Origin of the sequence: Amycolatopsis sp. CA-230715 (assembly GCF_018736145.1) — a bacterium.
Taxonomy (GTDB): Bacteria; Actinomycetota; Actinomycetes; order Mycobacteriales; family Pseudonocardiaceae; genus Amycolatopsis.
In genome coordinates this window covers 4412629-4433825 of record NZ_CP059997.1, presented here as the reverse complement: position 1 = coordinate 4433825, position 21197 = coordinate 4412629, and the positions used below count along the sequence as shown (strand labels likewise).

Here is a 21197-nt window from a genome sequence, read left to right as displayed (position 1 = left end):
GGAGCGTCAGTGCCCAACGGCGCGCCGCAGGCGTGCCGTAGACCTACACCGTGCCCACCGAAAAAGCGAGCAAACCCAAAAATGCAGCCCCCATTTTCTACGCTACACGGAGGCACCGCCAAAATGAGGATCCACCGCGATAGCATCGATCTCGATCAGCCAGTCCGGCTGCGCCAACCCGGCGACCTGGACGAGCGTGTCGGCCGGATACGGCGGAGCGAAGTACTCCGAGCGCAGCTCGACGATCCGGTCGAGGTGGCTCATGTCGGTCACCATGATGGTCACCTTCACCACGTCGGCGAGGCTGCCGCCGAGCACCGTCCGCACGTTCTGGAACGCCCGGTGCGCCTGGGTTTCGAAGTCGGGCGCGACGGTGCGGCCGCGCTCGTCGATCCCGGCCTGCCCGGAGACGAATATGAGGCCGTTCGCTTTGATGGCAAGGGAAATGCGGTAGGGCTCGTACCAGTCGGGGTCGTGCGTCACGCGCTGCGGAGAAGTCATGGGCACAGCGTCGGCCCTACCAGCCCGCACGACAAGTACTGTCTTTCTTGACCAGTACTACCACCGCGTATAGGGAGACCGTATGGCCCGCATCGACGACCTGGCCGACGAGTGCACGGTCGAGGCCGCGCTGGAGGTCATCGGCGGCAAGTGGAAGCTGGTCATCCTGCGGCACCTCCTGGACGGCACCAAGCGGTTCGGCGAGCTGGACCGGGCGCTGAACGGCGTCACGCCGCGGATGCTGACCAGGCAGCTGCGGGAACTCGAAGCCGACGGCCTCGTGCTGCGGACCGTGTACCCGCAGGTGCCGCCCAAGGTCGAATACTCGGTCACCGAACTCGGCGAAAGCCTGCGAACCATCACGAGCCTGTTGGAACGGTGGGGCCAGGACTACCGAGAGCGTTGGAAAGACGCGTAAAGCGCACTGATCAGACGGGCGTTTTCCGGCGCGGGCCCGCTCGGACAAGGGAACCGCCGCCTGCTGTAGCCGTAAGCGACGGAATTGCGCGGGTCGGCGAACGCCTGCTGACCGCCCGCGCCGCTGTGCCCGAACGCGCCCTGGCCCAGCTCCGGGTACACCTCGGAGGTGGCGTGGAACCCGACCCCGAACGTCTTGTGCGCACGCGTGACCAGGTCGTAGCCGACGGACTGGATCTGCGCGAACGCGGCGGCGGTGTCCGGCTTCAGCAACGGCGCCATACCATCCACGGAACTGATCGCGGCCGCGTACATCCTCGCCATGCCGCGTGCCGAGGCGACTCCGCCCAGTGAAGCGGGACCGTTAGCCCTGATCACGCGGAAGTTCGGCAACCGCCACAGCTCCGGATTCCCTGGGTGATGCCGGTTGAACGCGATACCGGGCAGGCCACGAACGCCGACGCCGGGCGGTTCCGGCGCCGGTTCCACTGCCAGGTAACGGAATTCCTGGTTCGACGGCAGTCCCAAGTAGAAGTCCACTGTGTACGTATCGCGCACGCGCGCAGCGAAGTGCTCCTGGATGGTCGCTCCGGTGGCGCGGCGCACCACCTCGCCGCTCAACGCCGCGACGACCAGCGCGTGGTAGCCGAACGCGGTTCCCGGCCGCCAGTACGGGCGCTGCCCGCCGAGCCGCTCGGCGACGACGCGGTCGTCGGCGAGCTCGGCCAGCGCGAACCCCGCGTCCGCGCCGACCAGGCCAGCGCGGTGCGCCAGCACCTCGCGCACCGTGATGTCCCGCTTGCCTTCCACGGCGAACTCGGGCCAGTAGTGGCTGACCCGCCGGTCCAGCTCCAGCACACCGTCCTGCACCAGCAGCGCGACGACGAGGTGCGCGGCGCCCTTGCTCGCGGAGAACGCGCCGAGCAGCGAATCCCCGGTGATCTCCGGACCGGTCCACAGATCCACGACCCGCTCACCGTGCCGATAAGCCACCAGCTGCGCGGCGAAGTCGCCGCCCTCCCCGAGAACGACCTCGGCGAACTCGTCCCGCACCGGCTCGAAACCGGCGGCCACGGTGCCCCGCAATGCCTCCATCACTCCTCCTGCCGAACGTCGAACGCTGAACACTGAACGCCGAACCCCGACCCGGCCGAGCGTACACCTATTAGTGACCAGTGGTCACAAACTAGAGTCCGGATATGGCCGACGCCACGACCGCCCGCCCCGGGCGCCCCGCACAGCTCAACCGCGAGCGGATCGTGGACGCCGCATTGTCGGCGGGGAACCTCGACGCGGTAACCATGCGGGAGCTCGCCGCCCGCCTCGAGGTCAGCCATGGCGCCCTCTACCGCTGGGTCAGGAACCGCGACGAGCTGCTGGACCTGGTCAGCGACGTCATGGTGGAGCGCGTCCTGCCCGCCGACGGCCCGCCAAAGCGCCAGTGGCGCCCCTGGCTCGCGCGGCTCGCCTGGGCCATGCACGACCAGTTCCTGGCGGTACCCGGCTACGCCACCCGCACCGCGAGGCCGCACCGCCACTCCGGCTCGTTCGGACGGCTCCGCACGGAGGTCGTCACGGCCTTCACGAACGCGGGTGTCCATCCTGGACTCGCCGAGCAGAGCTGGTACATCTTCATCACGTCGGTCGTCAGCTGGCTCGCCGCCCAGGAGAACCCGCTCGACCTCGGCCAGCACGCCCCGCGCTTCGAACTCTTCCTCGACACGCTCCTGCGCGGCCTGCCCGCACGAGAACCGGGAATCGAGCGGAGCTAACCCAGCGAAGCAGCGGCCTCCAGCAGGATCCACGCGCCGACCTGGACCGAGAGATCCCGCGCCGGGCCACGGACCGGCAGGTCCGGTACCCGCTCCGTCCATTCAGGACCGAACAGCGGATCACCGCGCACTTCGAGAGAAGAGTCCCAGCACGCGTCCGCCGAGGTGAGCACGATCTCCGAGGCGACATCGGATTCCTCGCACGGCGGCAACCTCCGCGCCGCGAGCGCAAGGTACCGCGCCAGAATGCCTGCGAAGAGCCCGCCGTCCCCGCCGCCCTGGCCCCGGATCACCCCGCCCGGCGCGCAGTGCTCCGCCACCGCGCGGATCACCCGTTTCGCATAGTCCACTTCGGACAGTTCAACGCAGGCGCCGAGGTAAACTCCTTGGCAGTAGGTGTAAATGTGCTGCACGGTCTCACCGGTGTCCACCCGGTACCCGTCCCAGACGAGCCCGGTGTCCGGGTCGACGAGCCGCTCGGTCATCCAGTCGAGCAGGCCGCGCGCGTGCTCGGTGTCCCCGGCGCGGGCGTGGAAGATCGCGGCGGGCCCGTTCGCGGGCGCGTTCTTGAACTGGTCGTCTCGGCGCCACCAGATCCCGCCGCCCGCGTCCGGCGTCCATCCCGAGCGGAGGCGGTTCGCGATCGCGTCGAGCGCGCCGGGGTCGCCGCCGACGCGTTGCAGCGCGATTCCGAGCCACGCGATGTCGTCGTAGTAGTCGTTCACCCAGCTACCGAAGTTCCGCAGCCGGACCGAACGCGCGAACCGCTCGATGAGCCCGGCCCGTGCCGCGGTGGGCGCGCGGTGCTGCGCGTCCGCGAGCGCCTCCAGCAGATGGGATTGCCACCAGTAGTTCCAGTGCCAGTGCAGCCGCTGGCCGGGATCCGGTGGCCAGCCGCTGCGCCCGAGCACCGTGCCGGGCAGTCCCCACACCGGCCGCAGGTGCCGCACCGTGATCGCCCGTTCCGCCGCCGCCGCGCGTTCCGCCCTCATCCTCCCATCGTCCCTTGCCCCGCGACATACCGCTCGGTATGTTCGGGCGTCATGACCACCGCGAACGTCACCTGCCCGTTGTGCGAGGCGTGCTGCGGCCTCGAAGTCACCTTCGACGGCCCGGTGGTGACCAGCGTCCGCGGCGACACCGATGACGTGTTCTCGAAGGGGTACGTGTGCCCGAAGGGCGCGTCGCTGGGCGCGCTGCACCACGACCGGGACAGGCTGCGCACACCGCTGGTGAAGCGGGACGGCGAGTTCGTCGAGGTCACCTGGGACGAGGCGTTCGCCGAGATCGAAGCGAGGCTGCGGGCGATACTGGACGAGCACGGCCGCGACGCGGTCGCCGTCTACGCGGGCAATCCCGGCGTGCACAACACCGCGCTCGCGCTCTACGGCCGCGTGTTCTACAAGGCGCTCGGCACCAGGAACTTCTACACGGCCGGTTCGGTCGACCAGCTGCCGAAGCACTTTTCGTGCGGCTACCTCTTCGGCGACCCGCTGTCCATCCCGGTGCCCGATCTCGACCGCACCGGTCACCTGCTGCTGCTCGGCGCCAACCCGCTGGTGTCCAACGGCAGCCTGATGACCGCGCCGGACACCCGCGGCAGGCTCAAGGCGATCCGGGCGCGCGGCGGCCGGATCGTGGTCGTCGACCCGAAGCGCACGCGCACCGCCGAACTCGCCGACGAGCACCATCCGATCCGGCCGGGAACCGACGCGCTGCTGCTGTTCGCACTGGTCAACGTCCTGTTCGCGGAGAACCGCGTCGCGCTGGGACAGCTCGCGGACCACGTGAACGGACTCGACGAGGTCCGCGAACTCGCCCGCCCGTTCACCCCGGAAGCCGTCGAGGGGCACACCGGGATCGCGGCCGCCGAGATCCGCCGGATGGGCCTCGATCTCGCCGACGCCGAGCGCGCGGCGGTCTACGGGCGCATCGGCACCACGACGCAGGCGTTCGGCACGGTCGCGAGCTGGCTGGTGGACGTGCTGAACGTGCTCACCGGCAACCTCGACCGGCCTGGCGGCGTGCTGTTCCCGCTGGCCGCCGCCGGGCAGCCGAACAGCGCGCCGGGGAAGCGCCGCCCGTTCGCCGCGGGCCGGTGGCGGACCAGGGTGCGCGGCCTGCCGGAGGTGTTCGGCGAGGTCCCGGTGGCCACCCTCGCCGACGAGATCCTGACCCCCGGCGACGGACGGGTCCGCGCGCTCGTCACGGTGAGCGGAAACCCCGCGCTGAGCGCCCCGAACGGCGAACGGCTCGCGGATGCGTTGGGGCGGCTGGACTTCCAGCTCTCCCTCGATGTCTACCTGAACGAAACCACCCGGCACGCCGACGTGATCCTGCCCGGCCCGAGCCCGCTGGAACGCCCGCACTACGACGTCGCGCTGTACCAGCTCGCGGTGCGGAACGTGGCGAACTGGACCCCGGCCGCGGTCGGCACGGAACTGCCGCAGGAATGGGAAACCCTGCTGCGGCTGACCGCGATCGTCACCGGGCAGCCCACCGCCGAACTGTCCGCATTGGACGATTTCGTGGCAGCGGAGGTGGCGCGGCGGTCCGGTGTGGACAGTGCGCTCGCCGGTGACCGCACCGGGCCCGCACGGCTGATCGACCTGATGCTGCGCGGCGGCCCGTACGAACTGACCTTGGCGGATCTCGAAGCGACGCCCCACGGCGTCGATCTCGGGCCGCTGCGCCCGCGTGTACCCGAGATACTGAACACCGCCAGCGGCCGCATCGAACTCGCCCCGGAGCCGATCACCGCGGACGTGCCGAGGCTGGCCGCCGAACTCGGTGCCGCGCCGAGCCCCCTGGTCCTGATCGGCAGGCGGCACCTGAGTTCCAACAACTCCTGGATGCACAACCTCGAACCGCTCGTACGCGGGTCCAACACGTGCACCGTCCAAGTGCACCCCGAGGACGCGCGGCGATTGGGCCTCACCGACGGCGCGCTCGCGAATGTGGGATCCGCCGCGGGGAAGATCGCCGTGCCGGTCGAAGTGACCGAGACGATCCGGCCCGGCGTGGTCAGCATCCCGCACGGCTGGGGCCACGGCGGCGACGGCACGCGAACCAGGGTCGCCGCCGAGCACGCCGGGGTCAACACGAACCTGCTGACCGACGAAACCCGGCTCGACGCGTTGTCCGGTACCGCCGTCCTCAATGGAATCCCGGTGGAGGTCAGCCCAGTTCGGTGATGGCCTCGCGCAGGCTTTCCAACTCCTCGCGAGCCACCTCGCCGAAAGCGTCCCGCCCGGCAGGGTCGATCCAGCGCTTGAACGCGTTTTCGAAGGCGAGGTAACCGAATTCGGCCGCGAGCCCGGCGACCGGATCCCGCACACCGCGCTCCCGCATCGCTCCGGTCATGGCCTCGACGAGGCTGGCGCGCTTGAGCAGCTCGCGTTCCCGCAACTCGCTGGTAGCCGTGATGACGGCCTGCCGGTTGCGCGCCCAGTCACGGCGTTCCGGGCCGAAGACCGCCGCCGCGGCGTCCAGCGCCGCCCCGATCGCGCCGATCGGCGTCGCGGAAGCGGGCGCGGCGGTGATCGCCCCGGCGAGCAGCCTGCTCAGCTCGTCCCGCCCGAACAGCACTTCGCGCTTGTCGGTGAAGTGCCGGAAGAAGGTGCTCTTCGTCAGCCCGGCGCGCTCGGCGATCTCCGCCACCGCGGTGTTCTCGTAGCCCTGCTGGAGGAACAGCTCGATCGCCGCGCTCGCGAGGCGCTCGTGCGCGTTCGGCTCCCACCGTGCCATGCCACCAGTCTACGTGACGCGACTCGGTCCCATGGCCTGCTCACCACGCGTCGGCGAGGTCGGCGTGCTGGCGGACCCAGGTGTGCATCACGATGCCCGCCGCGACGCCCGCGTTGATCGAGCGCGTGGTGCCGAACTGCGCGATCGACACCACGACCGACGCGACTTCCTGCGCCGCACCGGAAAGGCCGGGGCCCTCCTGTCCGAAGAGGAGTACGCAGTCGCGGGGCAGCTCGACCGTCTCAAGTGGACTCGCGCCAGGCGTGTTGTCCACGCCCACCACGGCCAGATTCCGTTCCGCGGCATAGGCGAGCAGCGCGGTCACGTCCTCGTGGTGCTCGAGGTGCTGATACCGGTCGGTGACCATGGCACCGCGGCGGTTCCAGCGCCTGCGGCCGACGATGTGCACGGCCGCGGCCGCGAACGCGTTCGCGGTGCGCACCACGGTGCCGATGTTGTGATCGTGCTGGAAGTTCTCGATCGCCACGTGGAACGGATGCCGTCGAGTGTCCACATCGGACACGATGGCTTCGCGGCGCCAGTAGCGGTAGGGGTCGACCACGTTGCGGCGGTCGCCGTTTTCCAGCAGTTCGGGATCGTAGCGCGGATCGTCCGGCCACGGCCCCTCCCACGGCCCGACGCCGACTTCTTCGCGCGCGCCCCATTCGCTCGGCCCGGTCACCGCCGAGCCGCCCTGTTCTCCCAGCTCACCCTCACCGGGGTGATTGTTCCTCAGCCAAGACCGACGGGTGGCCCCGGCACGTGTTCGCCGTGCTGGACGCGGCGCCAGCGCTGAAAGGCGCCGATGTAGGAGATCACGACCACGCCGAGCGCGACGACGGTGATGAGCGGCAGCCACGCCCTCGGGAACACCGTGTCGTAGAGGTAGTAGGCGTTGAACCCGCCGGGAAGGTCGGGGAGGCCCTGCTGGTGGCGGAAGAAGTTCTCCAGCGCGGTCAGCGGGCACGGGATCGGAAAGGCGTTCACCGCGACGCCCCACACCGCGAAAAAGATGTGCACGAAGATCGCCTTCGGCCACCGCCACGCGAGGAAGCCGCCGAAACCGATGTAGGCGAGCGCGAGAAGGTGGACGAGCACGGTCAGGTCGGCGAGAAACCGGTACATCCGCGCATCCCCCTTCTCACAGCCACTTCACTTCCGACCGTACTCCTCGATCACTGAGAACCGGTCGGCAAAGTGACCGAGTAACCACGATCGGGCGGTGGGCCGATCCGGCTCGAACTCCGGTTTCCCCACGTCAACGACGCTACAACCGGGCAGGGGCGTGCGCATCAGGGTTTTCCCCCGAGCGGATCGGGGTATCCGCCCTACAGCGCGCGGGCGCCGGATTTGGTAGTGAGCCGGAATTCGAGCACGACGGGGAGCGCGTCGAGGTCGAGCGCGCGCCGCAGCCTCGGCACCGCGTGCTCGTCGATGCGCTCGCGCAGCTCGCCGAGATCGGCGCCCTGTTCGGTGCCGACGGTGAGGTACAGCGTCGGGTCCTCGCGGCGGCCGGCGAGGGTGGCGTTGACCGACCGGACGCCCTGGTACGCGGTGACTTCCTCAGCGAGGGGCTTGGTGGCGACGGACCCGCTCAGCCGGGTCCCGCCGTGTTCCGGCTCGGTTTCGAACCGCCACGTACCCGGCCTCGGACGGCGGAACGCCTGCGCGGCGAGCAGCCGGAGGCACAGCAGCCCGAGCACGACCGCCACCGCGATCGCCGCGTAGTACGCCCAGGTCGGCGGCGCGGGCAGGGACGGGACGACCGGCGCGGCCGGATCGAGCACCCGCAGCGCGCCGAAATGGGTGACCAGCGCGAACGCGCCCGCGGCCAGCAGCACGAGACCGAGCACGGCCAGCAAGGCCCGGTTCAGCCGCGCGGGCCGGTTCAGGTTCGCCATCAGCTGCTCCTCGTCTTCTTCACGCGAACCCGCACCCTCGGGCGCTTCGCGGGCGCGATCTGGTCGAGCCGCGTTTCGAGCGCGGACGAAACCGCGTCGGCGAGCCCCTCGGTCACCGTCCGGCTCGTCCGCACGCGCGCGGTCAGCTTCTTGGTCCGCAGCTTCACCTTCGCCGACGAAACCCCGTCGACCGAGGCCACGGTCTGGCGCAGTTCGCCGTGCACGCTGCGCCGTGTCGCGCCGGAGGTCTCGTCGCGATCGGACGGCGCGAGCGGCAGCACGATCGGCTTACCGGGCAGCACCGCCGCGAGCAGCAGCACGAGCCCGACCACCGCGACCACACCACCGGCGACGAGCACCGGAACGCCGTCCCAGCGGATCCCGCGCACGGCGTCCGCCGCGGTGTCGAACGTCAGCCACGGCCGCTCGCCGATCAGGTACTGGACGCACGAGACCGCGACGAACGCGCACGCCGCCAGCACCACGAGCGCGACCAGCGCGGCGGGCAGGCTGCGGCGCGGCCGCCGGATCACCGCACCCTCCGTTTGCCGGTCTCTTCGGACTGCAGCGCGGTCACCACGATGTCCACCTTCGGCACGGACAGGCCGGTGAGTTCGGCGGTCCGCGCCACCACGTGCGCACGCGCGGCCTCGGTGGTGCGCGCGACCGATTCCGGATAGCGCACCGCGAGCGAAACCGTCAGCGTGGCCGATTCGCGGTCGATCGTGGCGTCGACCTTCGCGCCGGAGCCGACACCGGGCACCTCGCCGGCGGCGTGCCCGGCGATCTTCTTGACGACGCGCGGTTCGAGGGTGGTCCGGCCCCGATCTTCGATGACTTCGGCGGCGAGCGACATCGGCTACCCCCGGTCCCGCCCCGCGCCGACGAGCGCGGAAAGGTCCAGTTTGCCGTCGAGCCACCGGCCGACGAGCAGGCCGAGCGCGCCCAGCACGAGGACGATGACGAAGGCCGAGAACCCGCCGAACGCGGCCGCGAAACCGAGCGCGATCCCGGTGATGAGCCCGTAGAGCGTGCCGTTCATGACGATCTCCTTCCCCGAAGGAACCGGGCCGCCGCGCGGGCGCGCGGCGGCCGCCTGGCTCACTGGACCCGGTCGTTCTGGGGCTCGTCCTCGTCACCGGGGATGTGCACGTCGTTGACGTTGATGTTGACCTCGACGACCTCGAGCCCGGTCATCTGCTCGATCGCGGTGATCACGTTCTTGCGCACCGAGCGCGCGAGGTCGGCGATGGAAACGCCGTACTCCACCAGGAGCTGCAGGTCGATCGCGGCCTGCTTTTCGCCGACCTCGACGGACACGCCCTGCCCCGCGCTCGCGCTGGCGCCGGGGATGCGCTCGCGGATGGCGCTGAACGCGCGGGCCGCGCCGCCGCCGAGGTCGTAGACGCCGCTCACTTCACGGGCGGCGAGACCGGCGATCTTCTGCACCACGGTGTCGGCGATGGTGGTCGCGCCCTGCTTCGTCACCAGCGCGCTCACTTCGGTGGTGTTGCCCGCCTTGGAAACGGCGGTGTTCTTCTCCGCGGTCGAGGTGCTCATGAAGGTCTCCCTCTGTTTGCTGTGTCTTGGGCCGGGGCTCGGTTACTACCCCGATACCCGATAGACACAGCGCTTCGGAGATCGTCACGACCCGATCGTGTGGTCCCGGTCACGCATCGGTGTGAACGCTTCGCCGTCGATGTCGGCGACGACGAGCGTGAGCGCGGCCGTCTCCCACGCGGTGCCGCGCAGGATCGGGCGCACCGCGTCCTCGGCGGCTCGCAGCAATGGCGGAAGCGGCAGTTTCGTTGCCACGAAACGGATCCGCACCACTTCGTCGTCGAGGTCGACGGCGAGGGACTGCCAGTCCCACCACATCCAGGTCTGGTTCGGCGGCGCCAGCGGGGTCGCCGGGCGCAGGCCGTCGACCTTGGCGAGCGCTTCGAGCAGTTCCGCGACCAGATCGTCCTTCGCCATCACCGGTTCCCCGGCTCGATGTCCAAAATAGACACTGAAACCGCGGAAACGGCGAGCCCGGTCTGCTCGGCCACTTCCCGGGAAACGGCGCGCTGCACCGCGCGGGCGACAGCGGCGGCCTGGTCGACCGACGAGGTCACCAGGTCCACCTTCACCTGCGCCTGCCCGTCCACGATCTTCGTGGTCACGCCGTCCGCGGGCGCCGGGGTCAGTCCTTCCCAGCGCTGGCGCGCCGCGCGCCCCCACGCGGTGACGAGCCCGACCAGTCCCGGTTCGAGCCGCACCACGCCGGGCGTCGCGATCGCCGCGCGCGCCGCCACGCTGGACACCACCGTGTCGCTGATGACGTACTCCGCTGCCGTCATTCCCCATCCGCCTCGTACACATCGTCCACGATCAGGTTCAAGCGCTCGACGCGCAGACCCACCCGCGCGGCCGCGGCGGCGCCGACCCGTTCCCTCACTTCCGACAACGCCTCACGGCCGGTAGCGTTCCGCAGACTCACCGCAAGGGTGAGGTCGACTTCCACGATCGCCTCGCCCGCGTCGCCGATGCCGATCGTGCGGACCCGGCAGCGGCGGGCCCTGATGCCGGTGACCGCGTCCGCGGCGAACCGCAGCACCACGGCGACCGCCTGCTCGCTCACCTCGACCACCCCGGGTTCGGGGCTGGGCAGCCGCATCATGTGCCCGCGCCGCACCTCCGCGCGGACCGCCGACATGATCTTGCCGACCAGGTCGGGCGGCGGGCCGTCGGCCTCGGCCACCAGCTCGTCGGTCGCATCGCGCAGCGCCTGCAGGCTTTCCCGCGCCGTGCGGCAGTGCGGGCAGGTCAGCTCGTGCTCGTCGGCGCGCCCGGCGCCGACCTCGTCGAGCCGCTCCCACACCTGTTCCAGATCGCGTTCGCAGGGGAGTTCGTAGCCCCCTGGCGCCCGGTTCACCGCCATGGCCGCATCACCTCTGCCAGCTGGGCACGCGCCCGCGCGATGCGCCCGCGCACCGCCGTGCTGTTCGTACCCACGATTCGGCCGATCTCGTCGTAGGACCTGCCGTGTACTTCGCGGAGCAGCCAGCACGCCCGTTGCTCGGCGGTGAGCTGCTGCAACGCCTTTTCCAGTGCCGCCAGCTGCGCGCTGACCTGAACCGCGTGCTCCGGCCTCGTTTCCGCACTCGGTGATTCGGTGGTCTCGTAGTCCGCCTCGACGACGGGTCGCCGCGAGCGGATGTGGTTGAGGCACCGGTTCGTCGTGGTCCGGTAGAGCCAACCGACGAACGCCGCGTCCTCCTGGAGCTGGTCGAGCCTGCGCCACGCGGTGAGGAAGACTTCCTGCACCACGTCCTCCGCGTCCGATCGGCTGGCCAGCATGCGGGAGGCGAGCCGGAACATCGGCCCCTGGTAGCGCAGGACGAGCTGCTCGTACGCACGGACGTCGCCCTGCCGCGCCCTGGCGACGAGCGTCTCGTCGTCGAGCGGCACGGGCGGGCGTTCCTCCGCGCTGGTCGCACTCACGGCACCTCCCATGACCCCTTGGACACCTCGGAGCCCGAAACGTCACGGTCGAATTATGGGTGAGCGTCGTCACCCGCGCGCGGGCGTGAGGATCCGGCGCGCTGCCGTGTCGAGCGGGGTGAGGACGGCCCGATACCCGGCGCCGTCACAGCGAAGGGAGCCAGGAATGTCTTTCGGCAACAAGGCGGACGATCTCGCGGGCAAGGCCAAGGAGGCCGCGGGCAAGGTCAGCGGCGACGAGCAGCTCCAGAGCGAGGGCAAGGCGGACCAGGCGAAGGCCGGGGTCTCCGACGCCGTGGAGAACGTGAAGGACGCCGTTTCCGACGCCGCGGGCAAGGTCAAGGACGCCTTCAAGAAGTGACCGGTCTCGGCGGGTGGCCGCTCGGGGGCCACCCGCCGGGCTCGGGGCCTCAGCTCAGGCCGAGGTCTTCGAGGTTCAGCAGGTACCGGTAGTCGAGCCCGGCGGCTTCGATCTTTTCGCGGGCACCGGTGTCCCGGTCGACGACGGTCGCGACGCCCACCACCGTGGCACCGGCCTCGTTCAGGGCTTCCACCGCGGTGAGCACGCTGCCGCCGGTGGTCGAGGTGTCCTCCACCGCGAGCACGCGCTGGCCGCGCACTTCGACGCCCTCGATCCGGCGCTGCATGCCGTGTTCCTTGGCGCTCTTGCGCACCACGAACGCGTCGAGCACCATGCCGTCCGCCGCCGCGGAATGCAGCATCGCGGTGGCCACCGGGTCGGCGCCGAGGGTCAGCCCGCCGACCGCGACGTAGTCCCAGTCCGCGGTGAGCTCGCGGAGCAGCTGCCCGATGAGCGGGGCCGCCGCGTGGTGCAGGGTCGCCCGCCGGAGGTCGACGTAGTAGTCGGCCTCCTTACCGGAGGAAAGGACGACCTTCCCGTGCACCACGGCCAGTTCGGTGACGAGCCTGGCCAGTTCGATCTTCGCCGCGTGATCCGGTTTCCGCACGGCGTGAGTTTGTCACACGCGTCCGGAGATCCGGTCGCGCGCCGCGACCCGGTTGCCGACCGCGCGCATGAGCGACCGGGGGACCAGGCCGAGGAAGGCGACGATCGCCTTGTACTGGGGGCTCGGCACGGACACCACCTTGCCGCGGCGAAGGTCCGCCAGCCCCTCGCGCACCACCGAGCCCGTGTCGAGCCACAGGAACTTCGGGCCGATCTTCTTCATCCCGAGCCGCTCGTGGAACTCGGTGTGGGTGAACCCTGGGCAGAGCGCGAGCACGCGGACGCCGGTGCCGCGCGTCGAACCGGCGATGCCTTCGGAGAAGGACACCACCCAGTTCTTGCTCGCGGTGTAGGTCGCCTCGTGCCCGGACATGAACCCGGCCACGCTCGCCACGTTGATCACGTCGCCGCGGCCGCGCTCGATCATGCCGGGCAGCGCGGCCCTGGTCAGCCTCAGCACGGCGGTCACGTTGACGTCGAGCTGGCCCTGCAGCTCGTCGGGCGGGACGGTCCAGAAATCGCCGTTGAGCCCGAAGCCCGCGTTGTTGACGAGCAGGTCGACCTCTTCGGCGGCGAGCTTGGCTTCGACGGCGAGGCGTCCGTCGGCGGTGCTCAGGTCGGCGGGGAACGGAACGGCGGCGATGCCGTGGCGTTCGGACAGTTCGGCGGCGAGTGCTTCGAGGCGGGCTTCGTCCCGCGCGACGAGCACGAGGTCGTGTCCCTCGGCGGCGAGGCGGCGGGCGAACTCGGCACCGATTCCGGCGGTCGCGCCGGTGATGAGGGCGGTGGGCATGCGGCCAACGGTACCGGCACGGCACTGACTGCGGTGGGTACACGAAACGGGAGCCGAGCTGGGAAAACCGCCGCACGAACGCTAACTCAAAGTGGTGGGTTAAATCCCACCCGTGCGGGGTAGTAGGACGGGCAGTATCGTTCGGGCCGCCATTCGGAGTAACGGATTTCACTCCGATGAAGGCCTGTCCGAGAGAGGCTCTGACCGATGCGAACTCTGACTGTGAGGACCTTCTTATGGGGAAGCACACCAAGCGGAGAATGAGCTACCTGCCGAAGGTGGCCGCGGGCGCGGCGCCGTTCGCGCTCCTGCTGGCCGGACCGGCGACCGGGTGGGCGGCCACCGGCCCCGACCTGCCGATCGACCACCACAACGAGCACTCGTTCCAGCACGGTTTCGACAAGGACATCAAGCCGATCCAGACCCCGGACGCGGTGGGCTACACCGCGTTCGTCAAGGGTTTCGTCGACGCGATGAACAAGGACACCTACACCGGTGACCTCGGCGGCGCCAAGGTCGCGGCCGAGCAGGCGCAGGCGGCGAAGGGGACGGCGGACACCGCCGACACCACCACGGCCGGTCTGTCCGGTGTGGACTCGACGGCCTACGCGAAGGGGCTTCTCGCGGGCAGCGAATCGCAGAAGTACGCCGTGGGCCACGGGCCGTACGGAATCGCGCACACCTCGGACGAAGCGGGCCGGGTCGCCGCCGACGGCAACCGGGACCTGCACGTCACCCCGACCGGTCGCGTGTCCGGATCGGAGGTCGGCACGACCGACCTGGCCGGTTCGCGCGCGAACACCGAAGGCGCCCGCTTCGGCGACGGCGCCGCACTCACCAGCAATCAGCAGAGCGCCGGGGTCACGGACGACCGCGGCGAGGCATTCGAGTTCGATCCCGTCGCGGGCACGCTCGACACCGCTACGCAGGAGGCTCACCAGGTGGTCGCCGACAACTCGATGTCCCACGCCGTGAACAAGGGCGGCAACTCGGTTTCCAGTGACAACAGCGAAAGCATCGGCACCGATCTCGACCGCTACGCCGGGTTCTCCGGTTCCAAGGACGGCCACGCGCACGGCGTCGTCAAGGAAGGCGCGAACGCGAAGGCCGCGCGCAGTTCCACGCAGGGCGTGACGTTCGGCGATCTCGCCGGCGGCACGGTGGCTTCCGATCAGGGCGCGCGGGGTTCGTTCAGCGGCGTGCTCGACGCGGAACGGAACCAGGACGGCTCGGCGACCGTGGTCGCCGGTGGCAACGGCTCCGGCGAACTGAAGCAAGCGCACGCGGTGGGCGGCAACCTCGGCCCGCTCTCCGCCGCGGCCGCCTCGGCGCAGGAGGGCTCGGTCGACTCGGCCAACCACAGCGCCACGACGGTGAGCCCCGCCGGAAAGGTCGACTCGGCGGAAAAGTCGCTCACCACGGGCAAGTTCTCCGACGAAACGAGCGGCTCGCTCGGCATCGACAAGGTCGTCAGTGTCTCGGGCAGTGCGAAGACCACGGTGGACACCGCCGTCGGCGCCACTCAGTCCACAAAGGACAGCAAGCCGGGTGCGCCGGAGGTGACGCGGGACGCGTCGGTCAAGCACGACAACGACCTCCAGGTCGGGCTGCTCGGCCAGAAACCCGTCGGCGGCGGTGTTTCCGTCGACGGCCTGAAGGTCACGCCGCACGTGGACTGACGGCACTTTCGAGAACGGCCCCGCTCCGGCGGGGCCATTCTTCTGCGCGGAGCACACCACGCGAAAACCGGATTCTTTTCCGCGTTACCTATGAACAATCCCCCACCCGTCCCGGGGGCGGCCCCAAGCCCAGTCTATCGGCAGTCAGGGCGGAGGTGGCCGGGAAAGGCGAGTTGTCCACAGCCGACGGCAGATGTGGACAACTTCCGGCGAACGAACCCGCGGAACCGAGGAATACGACCGCTGCGGCGGACGCCGCCCTCGGCGAAGCGGACGCCGCTGCGGCGCATGCCCCGAAAGTGACCTTCGGGGACCTGAACGCCCTGAAAGCCACTTTCGGGGCCCGCCAACCTAGCGCGAAGAGTCCACAGGCGACGGACAGCTTCCGGCCACGAACGAAAACGGCCCCGCCACGAGGGGCGGGGCCGTTTCGGGTCAGTGCGCGGGCGGGGGAGGCGCCTGGTATTCGGTGGCGCCGCCGCCGTGGTCCGGGGCGGCGGGTGCCTGCTGTTCGGCGTTCTGCCAGTGCCTGCCCGCCGCGGGGGCGGGGGCGCCGCTGAACTCGTCGTCGAACGGGTCGACGATGTCGGCGATTTCGCCGAGGTCGCGCAGCAGGCGCTCCAACCGGGACGGGCCGACGTTCGGGGCCGCGCTCGCGAGCACCCATTCGTTCTCGAGCCAGGTGACGCCGACGTCGCCGCCGAGCGAGTCCGCGGCGTCCACGAGCTCCTGGGTGATCAGCGCGCGGGCGCCCTCGGCGTCGTCGGCGAAGGCGTACCGCTGCCCGACCGGGCCGAGCAGCTCCGGCATCTCGGCGCGCTGGAACGGCACGCTCGCGAGCCACAGCTCGACGAGCACCGGGTGCACCCGGTTGCAGCGCACCGCGACCACCACGGCCGGGATCTGGCCGTCGGACTCGATGTCGAACACGAACACCGGGCGCCTGCCGTCCGAGGTGAACGTCGAGCCCGCGACCACGTTGACCGCGGCCTCCGCGCCGAAGTACCCGATGGCGCCGCCGGACCACTGGCGCGGCAGGCGTTCGTCCTCCTCGACGAACTGCCAGCCGCGCAGATCGGCCCACCGCGCGCGTTCTCGGTTGCGCGAGCCCTCTCTCGACCGGTCGGCCGCGAGCAGCCCGAGGCCTGCCACCAGTGCGATGGCGGCGATGACGAACCAGATCCACGCCGGAATACCCACGACCATCAGGGTATCCCCCACGGCCAGCCGACCAAGATCAGCTGGCCGTGTCGCCGCCACCCGTTCGGGGAAACCGCCCTTACGCGCGCTCGATGGTCAGCGAGTCGCCCGCTTCGAGCTCCGGAATGTCGACACGGACCGTGTCGCCGTCCCTGATCTCACCGGCGAGGAGCTGCTTCGCGAGCTTGTCGCCGATCGCGGACTGCACGAGCCGCCGCAGCGGGCGCGCGCCGTAGATCGGGTCGAAGCCGTTGAGCGCGAGCCACTCGCGGGCCCCGTCTGTGACGTCCAGCGTCAGGCGCCGCGACGAGAGCCTCTTCGCCAGCCGTTCGATCTGGATGTCGACGATCGAGGTCAGCTGCTCGGTGTCGAGCGCGTGGAACACCACCAGGTCGTCGAGCCGGTTCAGGAACTCCGGCTTGAAGTGGCGCTGCACCACCGAAAGCACCGCGTCCTTGCGCTGCCGCTCGTCGAGCGAGGCGTCCGCGATCGCCTGCGACCCGAGGTTCGACGTCAGCACCAGGATGGTGTTGCGGAAGTCCACCGTGCGGCCCTGGCCGTCGGTGAGCCTGCCGTCGTCGAGCACCTGCAGCAGCACGTCGAACACATCCGGATGCGCCTTCTCGACCTCGTCGAGCAGGACCACCGAGTACGGCCTGCGCCGCACGGACTCGGTGAGCTGCCCGCCCTGGTCGTAGCCGACGTACCCCGGGGGCGCGCCGACGAGCCTCGCCACCGAGTGCTTCTCCGAGTACTCGCTCATGTCGATCCGCAGCATCGCGCGCTCGTCGTCGAACAGGAACTCGGCGAGCGCCTTCGCCAGCTCGGTCTTGCCGACCCCGGTCGGGCCGAGGAACAGGAACGACCCGGTCGGCCGGTCCGGGTCCGCGACACCGGCGCGCGTGCGGCGCACCGCGTCGGACACGACGGTGACCGCTTCGGGCTGGCCGATGACGCGCTTGCCCAGCTCCTCCTCCATCCGGAGCAGCTTGCCGGTCTCGCCTTCGAGCAACCTGCCCGCCGGGATCCCGGTCCACAGGCTCACCACGTCGGCGATGTCGTCGCTGCCGACCTCCTCCTTCAGCATCACCTGCGCGCTGGCGGCGGACTCGCTGGCCGCGGTGGCGGCTTCGAGATCCTTCTCCAGCGCCGGGATCTTGCCGTAGCGGAGTTCCGCGGCACGGCCGAGATCGGCGTCGCGCTCGGCACGGTCCGCCTCGCCGCGCAGCTGTTCGAGCTGCTCCTTGAGATCGCGGACCTTCTCGATCGACCCCTTCTCGTTCTGCCAGCGCGTGGTCAGCGCGGACAACTGCTCGCGCTGTTCCGCCAGTTCACCGCGCAACGCGGCGAGGCGTTCCCTCGACGCGGCGTCGTCCTCTTTGGACAGTGCCATTTCCTCGATCTCGAGGCGGCGGACGAGCCGCTCCACCTCGTCGATCTCCACCGGCCGCGAGTCGATCTCCATGCGCAGCCGCGAACCCGCCTCGTCGACGAGGTCGATCGCCTTGTCCGGCAGGAAGCGCGCGGTGATGTAGCGGTCGGACAGCGTCGCGGCGGCGACCAGCGCGGCGTCGGTGATCCGCACACCGTGGTGCACCTCGTAGCGCTCCTTGAGGCCGCGGAGGATACCGATGGTGTCCTCGACCGACGGCTCGCCGACCACGACCTGCTGGAAGCGCCGCTCCAGCGCGGCGTCCTTCTCGATGTGCTGGCGGTACTCGTCGAGCGTGGTCGCGCCGACCATGCGCAGCTCACCGCGCGCGAGCATCGGCTTGATCATGTTGCCCGCGTCCATCGCGCCTTCACCGGTGGCACCGGCGCCGACGATCGTGTGCAGCTCGTCGATGAACGTGATGACCTCGCCCGCGGAGTCGGTGATCTCCTTAAGCACGGCCTTGAGCCGCTCTTCGAACTCGCCGCGGAACTTCGCGCCCGCGACCATCGACCCGAGGTCCAGCGCCACCACGCGCTTGCCGCGCAACGACTCCGGCACGTCACCGGCGACGACGCGCTGGGCGAGGCCTTCGACGATGGCGGTCTTGCCGACACCGGGCTCGCCGATGAGCACCGGGTTGTTCTTGGTGCGCCGCGAAAGCACCTGGACGACGCGGCGGATCTCGGTGTCCCGGCCGATCACCGGGTCGAGCTCGCCGGCGCGGGCGCGCGCCGTCAGGTCGACGCCGTACTTTTCGAGCGCCTTGAACGTGCCTTCGGGATCGGGGCTCGTGATCCGCGCGGAGCCGCGGACCTGCTGGAACGCGTCGCGCAGCGCGTCCGGGGTCGCGCCGTGCCGCTTGAGCAGGTCGGCGACCTGGCCGCCCTCGGCGGCGAGCCCGACGAGCAGGTGCTCGGTGGAGACGTACTCGTCGCCGAGCTCCGTGGCGAGCTTCTGCGCGTGGGTCAGCGACTTGAGCGCGAACGTGTCGAACTGGGGTGTGGAGACGGTGGCACCGGTCGCCGAAGGGAGCGCGCGGGCGATCGGCTCCAGCTCCTTGTGCACCTGGTCCACGTCGGCGCCGACGGCGGTCAGCAGCGGCCCGGCGATCCCGTCGCTCTGGGCGAGCAGCGCGCCGAGCAGGTGCGGCGGCGCGACGTCCGGGTTCCCCGCGACGGTCGCCGCCTGTGCCGCCGACGAGATCGCCTGCTGGGTCTTCGTCGTCGGGTTGAAAGCGTCCATCCCTCACCTCATGTGGTTGTGCATGCCCTGGTGACAGCCTCTCGCATGGACCGTCGACATGTACAACGTCAGAAAAGTTGAGTCTGTTCCGCTCAACTTCAGATTTCTTCGATCCGTCGCCTCGTGGGCAGCGAAAAGCCCCTGGCGGCGGAACCGGCCAGGGGCTTTTCAGCCAGCGATCAGTGCACGCTGACGAGTGAGTCGGCGCGCGCCATGGTGACGTCGTGGTGCAGCGGCCTGCCCGCGAGGTCCAGCGCCACCGCTTCCGGCGCGTGCTCGGGCGCGGCGGTGATCAGGATGTGGTGGCCGCTGCCCGGCGCCGGCACGCGGTAGCCGCCGACGTCGTTCGTGCTGGTGCGGGCGACCTGGTGGCCCGCGGCGTCGGTCAGCGTCACCGCGGCGCCGACGATCGGGACGCCGTCCGGGGTGAGCACCACGCCGTGCACGGGCGAGACGGGTTGCTGCTCCGGTTCGAACCAGGCGCGCGGCCGGTCGTCCGTGCGGGCGTGCTTCGGCTGGTGGATCGGCTCCAGTTCCATGGTTTCGGCCTCCTCCGGCGCCTTTTCCTCGCGCAAGTCGAGGCTCGCGCGCAGCGGCGTCTCCTTCATGAGTACCACCGCGAGCAGCGTGACAACCGCGATGCACGCGGCGATCAGGAAGACCTTGCCGGTGGCGTCGCCGTAGGCGTCGCGCACGACGGCGCGGACCGGTTCGGGCAGTGCCTTGAGGTCGAGCGAACCGCCGCCGGCCGAGCCGCCCTTGCCGCCGAGCGCCGCGCTGACGTTGGTCGCGACCTGCGCGGACAGCACCGCGCCGAGCGCGGAAACGCCAGCCGAGCCGCCGAGCGTCCGGAAGAACGTGACCACCGAGGACGCGGAACCCATGTCCTGCATGGCCACCGTGTTCTGCACGACCAGCACCAGGTTCTGCATGAGGAACCCGACGCCGATGCCCATCACCGCGAGGAAGGTGCCCATCAGGGTCAGGTTCGTGGTGTGGTCGACGGTGCTGAGCAACCCCAGCCCCGCCAGCAGGAGCACCGCGCCCGCCACCATGAACGGCTTCGTGCGGCCGGTCCGCGAAATGACCTGGCCGGAGACTGTCGACGACAGGAACAGGCCGAGCACCAGCGGCAGCGTCATCAGGCCCGCGTGCGTCGGCGAGAAACCCCGCGCGATTTGGTAGTACTGCCCGAGGAACACCGAGCCGCCGAACATCGCGGTGCCGACCGCGAGCGTGCCGAGCACGGACAGCGTGATCGTGCGGTTGCGGAACAGCCGCAGCGGCAGCACCGGCTCGCTGGCCCTGGATTCGACGAACAACGCGAGCGCGAGCGAAACGAGCGCGCCGCCGACGTAGGCGACCGTCGTCCACGAACCCCACGCGAAGCTCTTGCCCGCCAACGAAATCCAGATCAGCAGCAGTGCGACGCCGCCGACGAGCAGGGTCGCGCCGAGCCAGTCGATCTTGACCTTCCGCTTGAGCACCGGCAGGTGCAAGGTCCTGCCGAGCACGATGAACGCGGCGACGGCGACCGGCACGCACACCCAGAAGCACCAGCGCCAGCCCAGCGGGGAGTCCACGATGAGCCCGCCGACGAGCGGGCCGGACACGGTGGCCACGGCGAAGGTGGCGCCGATGTAGCCGGAGTAGCGGCCGCGGTCGCGCGGCGCGATCATCGCCGCGATCACGACCTGGATCAGGGCCTGCAGCCCGCCGAGGCCGATGCCCTGCAGCGCGCGGTACGCGATCAGCTCCGGCATCGACTGCGCGATACCGCCGAGCGCGGAGCCGAGCGTGAAGATCACGATGGCCAGCTGGTACAGCATCTTCTTGCTGAACAGGTCGGACAGCTTGCCCCACAGCGGCGTGGTCGCGGTGGAGGTCAGCAGGGTGGCGGTGACCACCCAGGTGTACTGGCCCTGCGAGCCGTGCAGATCGGCGAGGATCGTCGGCAGCGCGTTGGACACGATGGTCGACGACAGCATGGCGACGAGAAGGGCCAGCAAGAGCCCCGAGAACGCCTTCATGATCTGCCGGTGGGTCATCGGTTCCGC

Annotated in this window: 25 protein-coding genes; 5 read left to right on the top strand and 20 right to left on the bottom strand. The window is 70.2% G+C overall.

What is annotated here, in order from left to right:
• Nucleotides 1–102: 102 nt before the first annotated feature.
• A complete protein-coding gene (locus HUW46_RS21125; RefSeq protein ID WP_215548912.1) occupies nucleotides 103–501 on the bottom strand; it encodes a RidA family protein in 399 nt (132 codons plus the stop codon).
• An 82-nt stretch (nucleotides 502–583) separates the two neighbouring features.
• Between HUW46_RS21125 and HUW46_RS21120 the strand changes: the two genes are divergently transcribed.
• Nucleotides 584–919: a winged helix-turn-helix transcriptional regulator gene (locus HUW46_RS21120; RefSeq protein WP_215548911.1), complete on the top strand. Its 336-nt coding sequence runs from the start codon at nucleotides 584–586 to the stop codon at nucleotides 917–919.
• Here HUW46_RS21120 and HUW46_RS21115 read toward each other — a convergent pair.
• Nucleotides 892–2013, bottom strand: a complete 1122-nt coding sequence (locus HUW46_RS21115) for a serine hydrolase domain-containing protein (protein ID WP_215548910.1) — start codon at nucleotides 2011–2013, stop codon at nucleotides 892–894. The two genes, HUW46_RS21120 and HUW46_RS21115, sit on opposite strands and share 28 nt — an antisense overlap.
• A 104-nt stretch (nucleotides 2014–2117) precedes the next feature.
• Here HUW46_RS21115 and HUW46_RS21110 point away from each other — a divergent pair, with 104 nt between their 5' ends.
• Nucleotides 2118–2690 carry a TetR/AcrR family transcriptional regulator gene (locus tag HUW46_RS21110; protein WP_215548909.1) on the top strand — a complete coding sequence of 191 codons (573 nt, stop codon included), beginning with the start codon at nucleotides 2118–2120 and terminating at the stop codon, nucleotides 2688–2690.
• Here the strand turns inward: HUW46_RS21110 and HUW46_RS21105 are convergent.
• Nucleotides 2687–3682, bottom strand: a complete 996-nt coding sequence (locus HUW46_RS21105; protein ID WP_215548908.1) for a glycoside hydrolase family 76 protein — start codon at nucleotides 3680–3682, stop codon at nucleotides 2687–2689. The two genes, HUW46_RS21110 and HUW46_RS21105, sit on opposite strands and share 4 nt — an antisense overlap.
• 51 nt (nucleotides 3683–3733) lie before the next feature.
• On the opposite strand from HUW46_RS21105, the gene HUW46_RS21100 reads away from it, so the two are divergent.
• A complete protein-coding gene (locus tag HUW46_RS21100; RefSeq protein WP_215548907.1) occupies nucleotides 3734–5884 on the top strand; it encodes a molybdopterin-dependent oxidoreductase in 2151 nt (716 codons plus the stop codon).
• Here the strand turns inward: HUW46_RS21100 and HUW46_RS21095 are convergent.
• From HUW46_RS21095 to HUW46_RS21040, 12 genes are all read right to left on the bottom strand, one after another.
• Nucleotides 5868–6437 carry a TetR/AcrR family transcriptional regulator gene (locus HUW46_RS21095; protein WP_215548906.1) on the bottom strand — a complete coding sequence of 190 codons (570 nt, stop codon included), beginning with the start codon at nucleotides 6435–6437 and terminating at the stop codon, nucleotides 5868–5870. The two genes, HUW46_RS21100 and HUW46_RS21095, sit on opposite strands and share 17 nt — an antisense overlap.
• Nucleotides 6438–6477: 40 nt before the next feature.
• Nucleotides 6478–7119 carry a TrmH family RNA methyltransferase gene (locus HUW46_RS21090; RefSeq protein WP_215548905.1) on the bottom strand — a complete coding sequence of 214 codons (642 nt, stop codon included), beginning with the start codon at nucleotides 7117–7119 and terminating at the stop codon, nucleotides 6478–6480.
• Nucleotides 7120–7169: 50 nt separating this feature from the next.
• A complete protein-coding gene (locus HUW46_RS21085; protein WP_215548904.1) occupies nucleotides 7170–7562 on the bottom strand; it encodes a DUF2784 domain-containing protein in 393 nt (130 codons plus the stop codon).
• A gap of 203 nt (nucleotides 7563–7765) precedes the next feature.
• The gene (amaP, locus tag HUW46_RS21080) at nucleotides 7766–8338 is read right to left on the bottom strand and encodes an alkaline shock response membrane anchor protein AmaP (protein ID WP_215548903.1); all 573 of its coding nucleotides are present in this window, start codon (nucleotides 8336–8338) and stop codon (nucleotides 7766–7768) included.
• Nucleotides 8338–8871 carry a DUF6286 domain-containing protein gene (locus HUW46_RS21075; protein WP_215548902.1) on the bottom strand — a complete coding sequence of 178 codons (534 nt, stop codon included), beginning with the start codon at nucleotides 8869–8871 and terminating at the stop codon, nucleotides 8338–8340. Before HUW46_RS21075 ends, amaP begins: the two co-directional genes overlap by 1 nt.
• Nucleotides 8868–9194, bottom strand: coding sequence for an Asp23/Gls24 family envelope stress response protein (locus HUW46_RS21070; protein ID WP_215548901.1), 327 nt, complete (start codon nucleotides 9192–9194; stop codon nucleotides 8868–8870). Before HUW46_RS21070 ends, HUW46_RS21075 begins: the two co-directional genes overlap by 4 nt.
• Nucleotides 9195–9197: 3 nt before the next feature.
• Nucleotides 9198–9380, bottom strand: coding sequence for a hypothetical protein (locus HUW46_RS21065; RefSeq protein ID WP_215548900.1), 183 nt, complete (start codon nucleotides 9378–9380; stop codon nucleotides 9198–9200).
• Nucleotides 9381–9439: 59 nt separating this feature from the next.
• Nucleotides 9440–9898 (bottom strand): Asp23/Gls24 family envelope stress response protein, encoded by a 459-nt coding sequence (locus HUW46_RS21060; protein ID WP_215548899.1) that lies wholly within the window; start codon nucleotides 9896–9898, stop codon nucleotides 9440–9442.
• An 84-nt stretch (nucleotides 9899–9982) separates the two neighbouring features.
• Nucleotides 9983–10315 carry a hypothetical protein gene (locus tag HUW46_RS21055; protein WP_215548898.1) on the bottom strand — a complete coding sequence of 111 codons (333 nt, stop codon included), beginning with the start codon at nucleotides 10313–10315 and terminating at the stop codon, nucleotides 9983–9985.
• Complete coding sequence (locus tag HUW46_RS21050) at nucleotides 10315–10680, bottom strand: Asp23/Gls24 family envelope stress response protein (protein ID WP_215548897.1); 366 nt, start codon at nucleotides 10678–10680, stop codon at nucleotides 10315–10317. The genes HUW46_RS21055 and HUW46_RS21050 overlap by 1 nt, the downstream gene beginning before the upstream one ends.
• Entirely contained in the window at nucleotides 10677–11261 is a 585-nt protein-coding gene (locus tag HUW46_RS21045) for an Asp23/Gls24 family envelope stress response protein (protein WP_215548896.1), read from the bottom strand. Before HUW46_RS21045 ends, HUW46_RS21050 begins: the two co-directional genes overlap by 4 nt.
• Nucleotides 11252–11836: an RNA polymerase sigma factor gene (locus HUW46_RS21040; RefSeq protein ID WP_215548895.1), complete on the bottom strand. Its 585-nt coding sequence runs from the start codon at nucleotides 11834–11836 to the stop codon at nucleotides 11252–11254. Before HUW46_RS21040 ends, HUW46_RS21045 begins: the two co-directional genes overlap by 10 nt.
• 154 nt (nucleotides 11837–11990) lie before the next feature.
• On the opposite strand from HUW46_RS21040, the gene HUW46_RS21035 reads away from it, so the two are divergent.
• Nucleotides 11991–12185 (top strand): CsbD family protein, encoded by a 195-nt coding sequence (locus HUW46_RS21035; RefSeq protein ID WP_215548894.1) that lies wholly within the window; start codon nucleotides 11991–11993, stop codon nucleotides 12183–12185.
• A gap of 49 nt (nucleotides 12186–12234) precedes the next feature.
• Here the strand turns inward: HUW46_RS21035 and pyrE are convergent, their stop codons facing one another.
• Together pyrE and HUW46_RS21025 are read right to left on the bottom strand one after the other, a co-directional pair.
• Entirely contained in the window at nucleotides 12235–12792 is a 558-nt protein-coding gene (pyrE, locus tag HUW46_RS21030; protein ID WP_215548893.1) for an orotate phosphoribosyltransferase, read from the bottom strand.
• Between the two features lie 12 nt (nucleotides 12793–12804).
• Complete coding sequence (locus HUW46_RS21025) at nucleotides 12805–13584, bottom strand: SDR family NAD(P)-dependent oxidoreductase (protein ID WP_215548892.1); 780 nt, start codon at nucleotides 13582–13584, stop codon at nucleotides 12805–12807.
• A 236-nt stretch (nucleotides 13585–13820) separates the two neighbouring features.
• Between HUW46_RS21025 and HUW46_RS21020 the strand changes: the two genes are divergently transcribed.
• Nucleotides 13821–15263: a hypothetical protein gene (locus HUW46_RS21020; RefSeq protein ID WP_215548891.1), complete on the top strand. Its 1443-nt coding sequence runs from the start codon at nucleotides 13821–13823 to the stop codon at nucleotides 15261–15263.
• A gap of 435 nt (nucleotides 15264–15698) precedes the next feature.
• Here the strand turns inward: HUW46_RS21020 and HUW46_RS21015 are convergent, their stop codons facing one another.
• The 3 genes from HUW46_RS21015 to HUW46_RS21005 form a co-directional block, all read right to left on the bottom strand.
• Complete coding sequence (locus tag HUW46_RS21015) at nucleotides 15699–16463, bottom strand: hypothetical protein (RefSeq protein ID WP_254126384.1); 765 nt, start codon at nucleotides 16461–16463, stop codon at nucleotides 15699–15701.
• Nucleotides 16464–16542: 79 nt separating this feature from the next.
• Nucleotides 16543–19140 carry an ATP-dependent chaperone ClpB gene (gene clpB / locus HUW46_RS21010; protein ID WP_215548890.1) on the bottom strand — a complete coding sequence of 866 codons (2598 nt, stop codon included), beginning with the start codon at nucleotides 19138–19140 and terminating at the stop codon, nucleotides 16543–16545.
• 179 nt (nucleotides 19141–19319) lie between these two features.
• The gene (locus HUW46_RS21005) at nucleotides 19320–21188 is read right to left on the bottom strand and encodes an MFS transporter (protein ID WP_215550009.1); all 1869 of its coding nucleotides are present in this window, start codon (nucleotides 21186–21188) and stop codon (nucleotides 19320–19322) included.
• Nucleotides 21189–21197 lie beyond the last annotated feature (9 nt).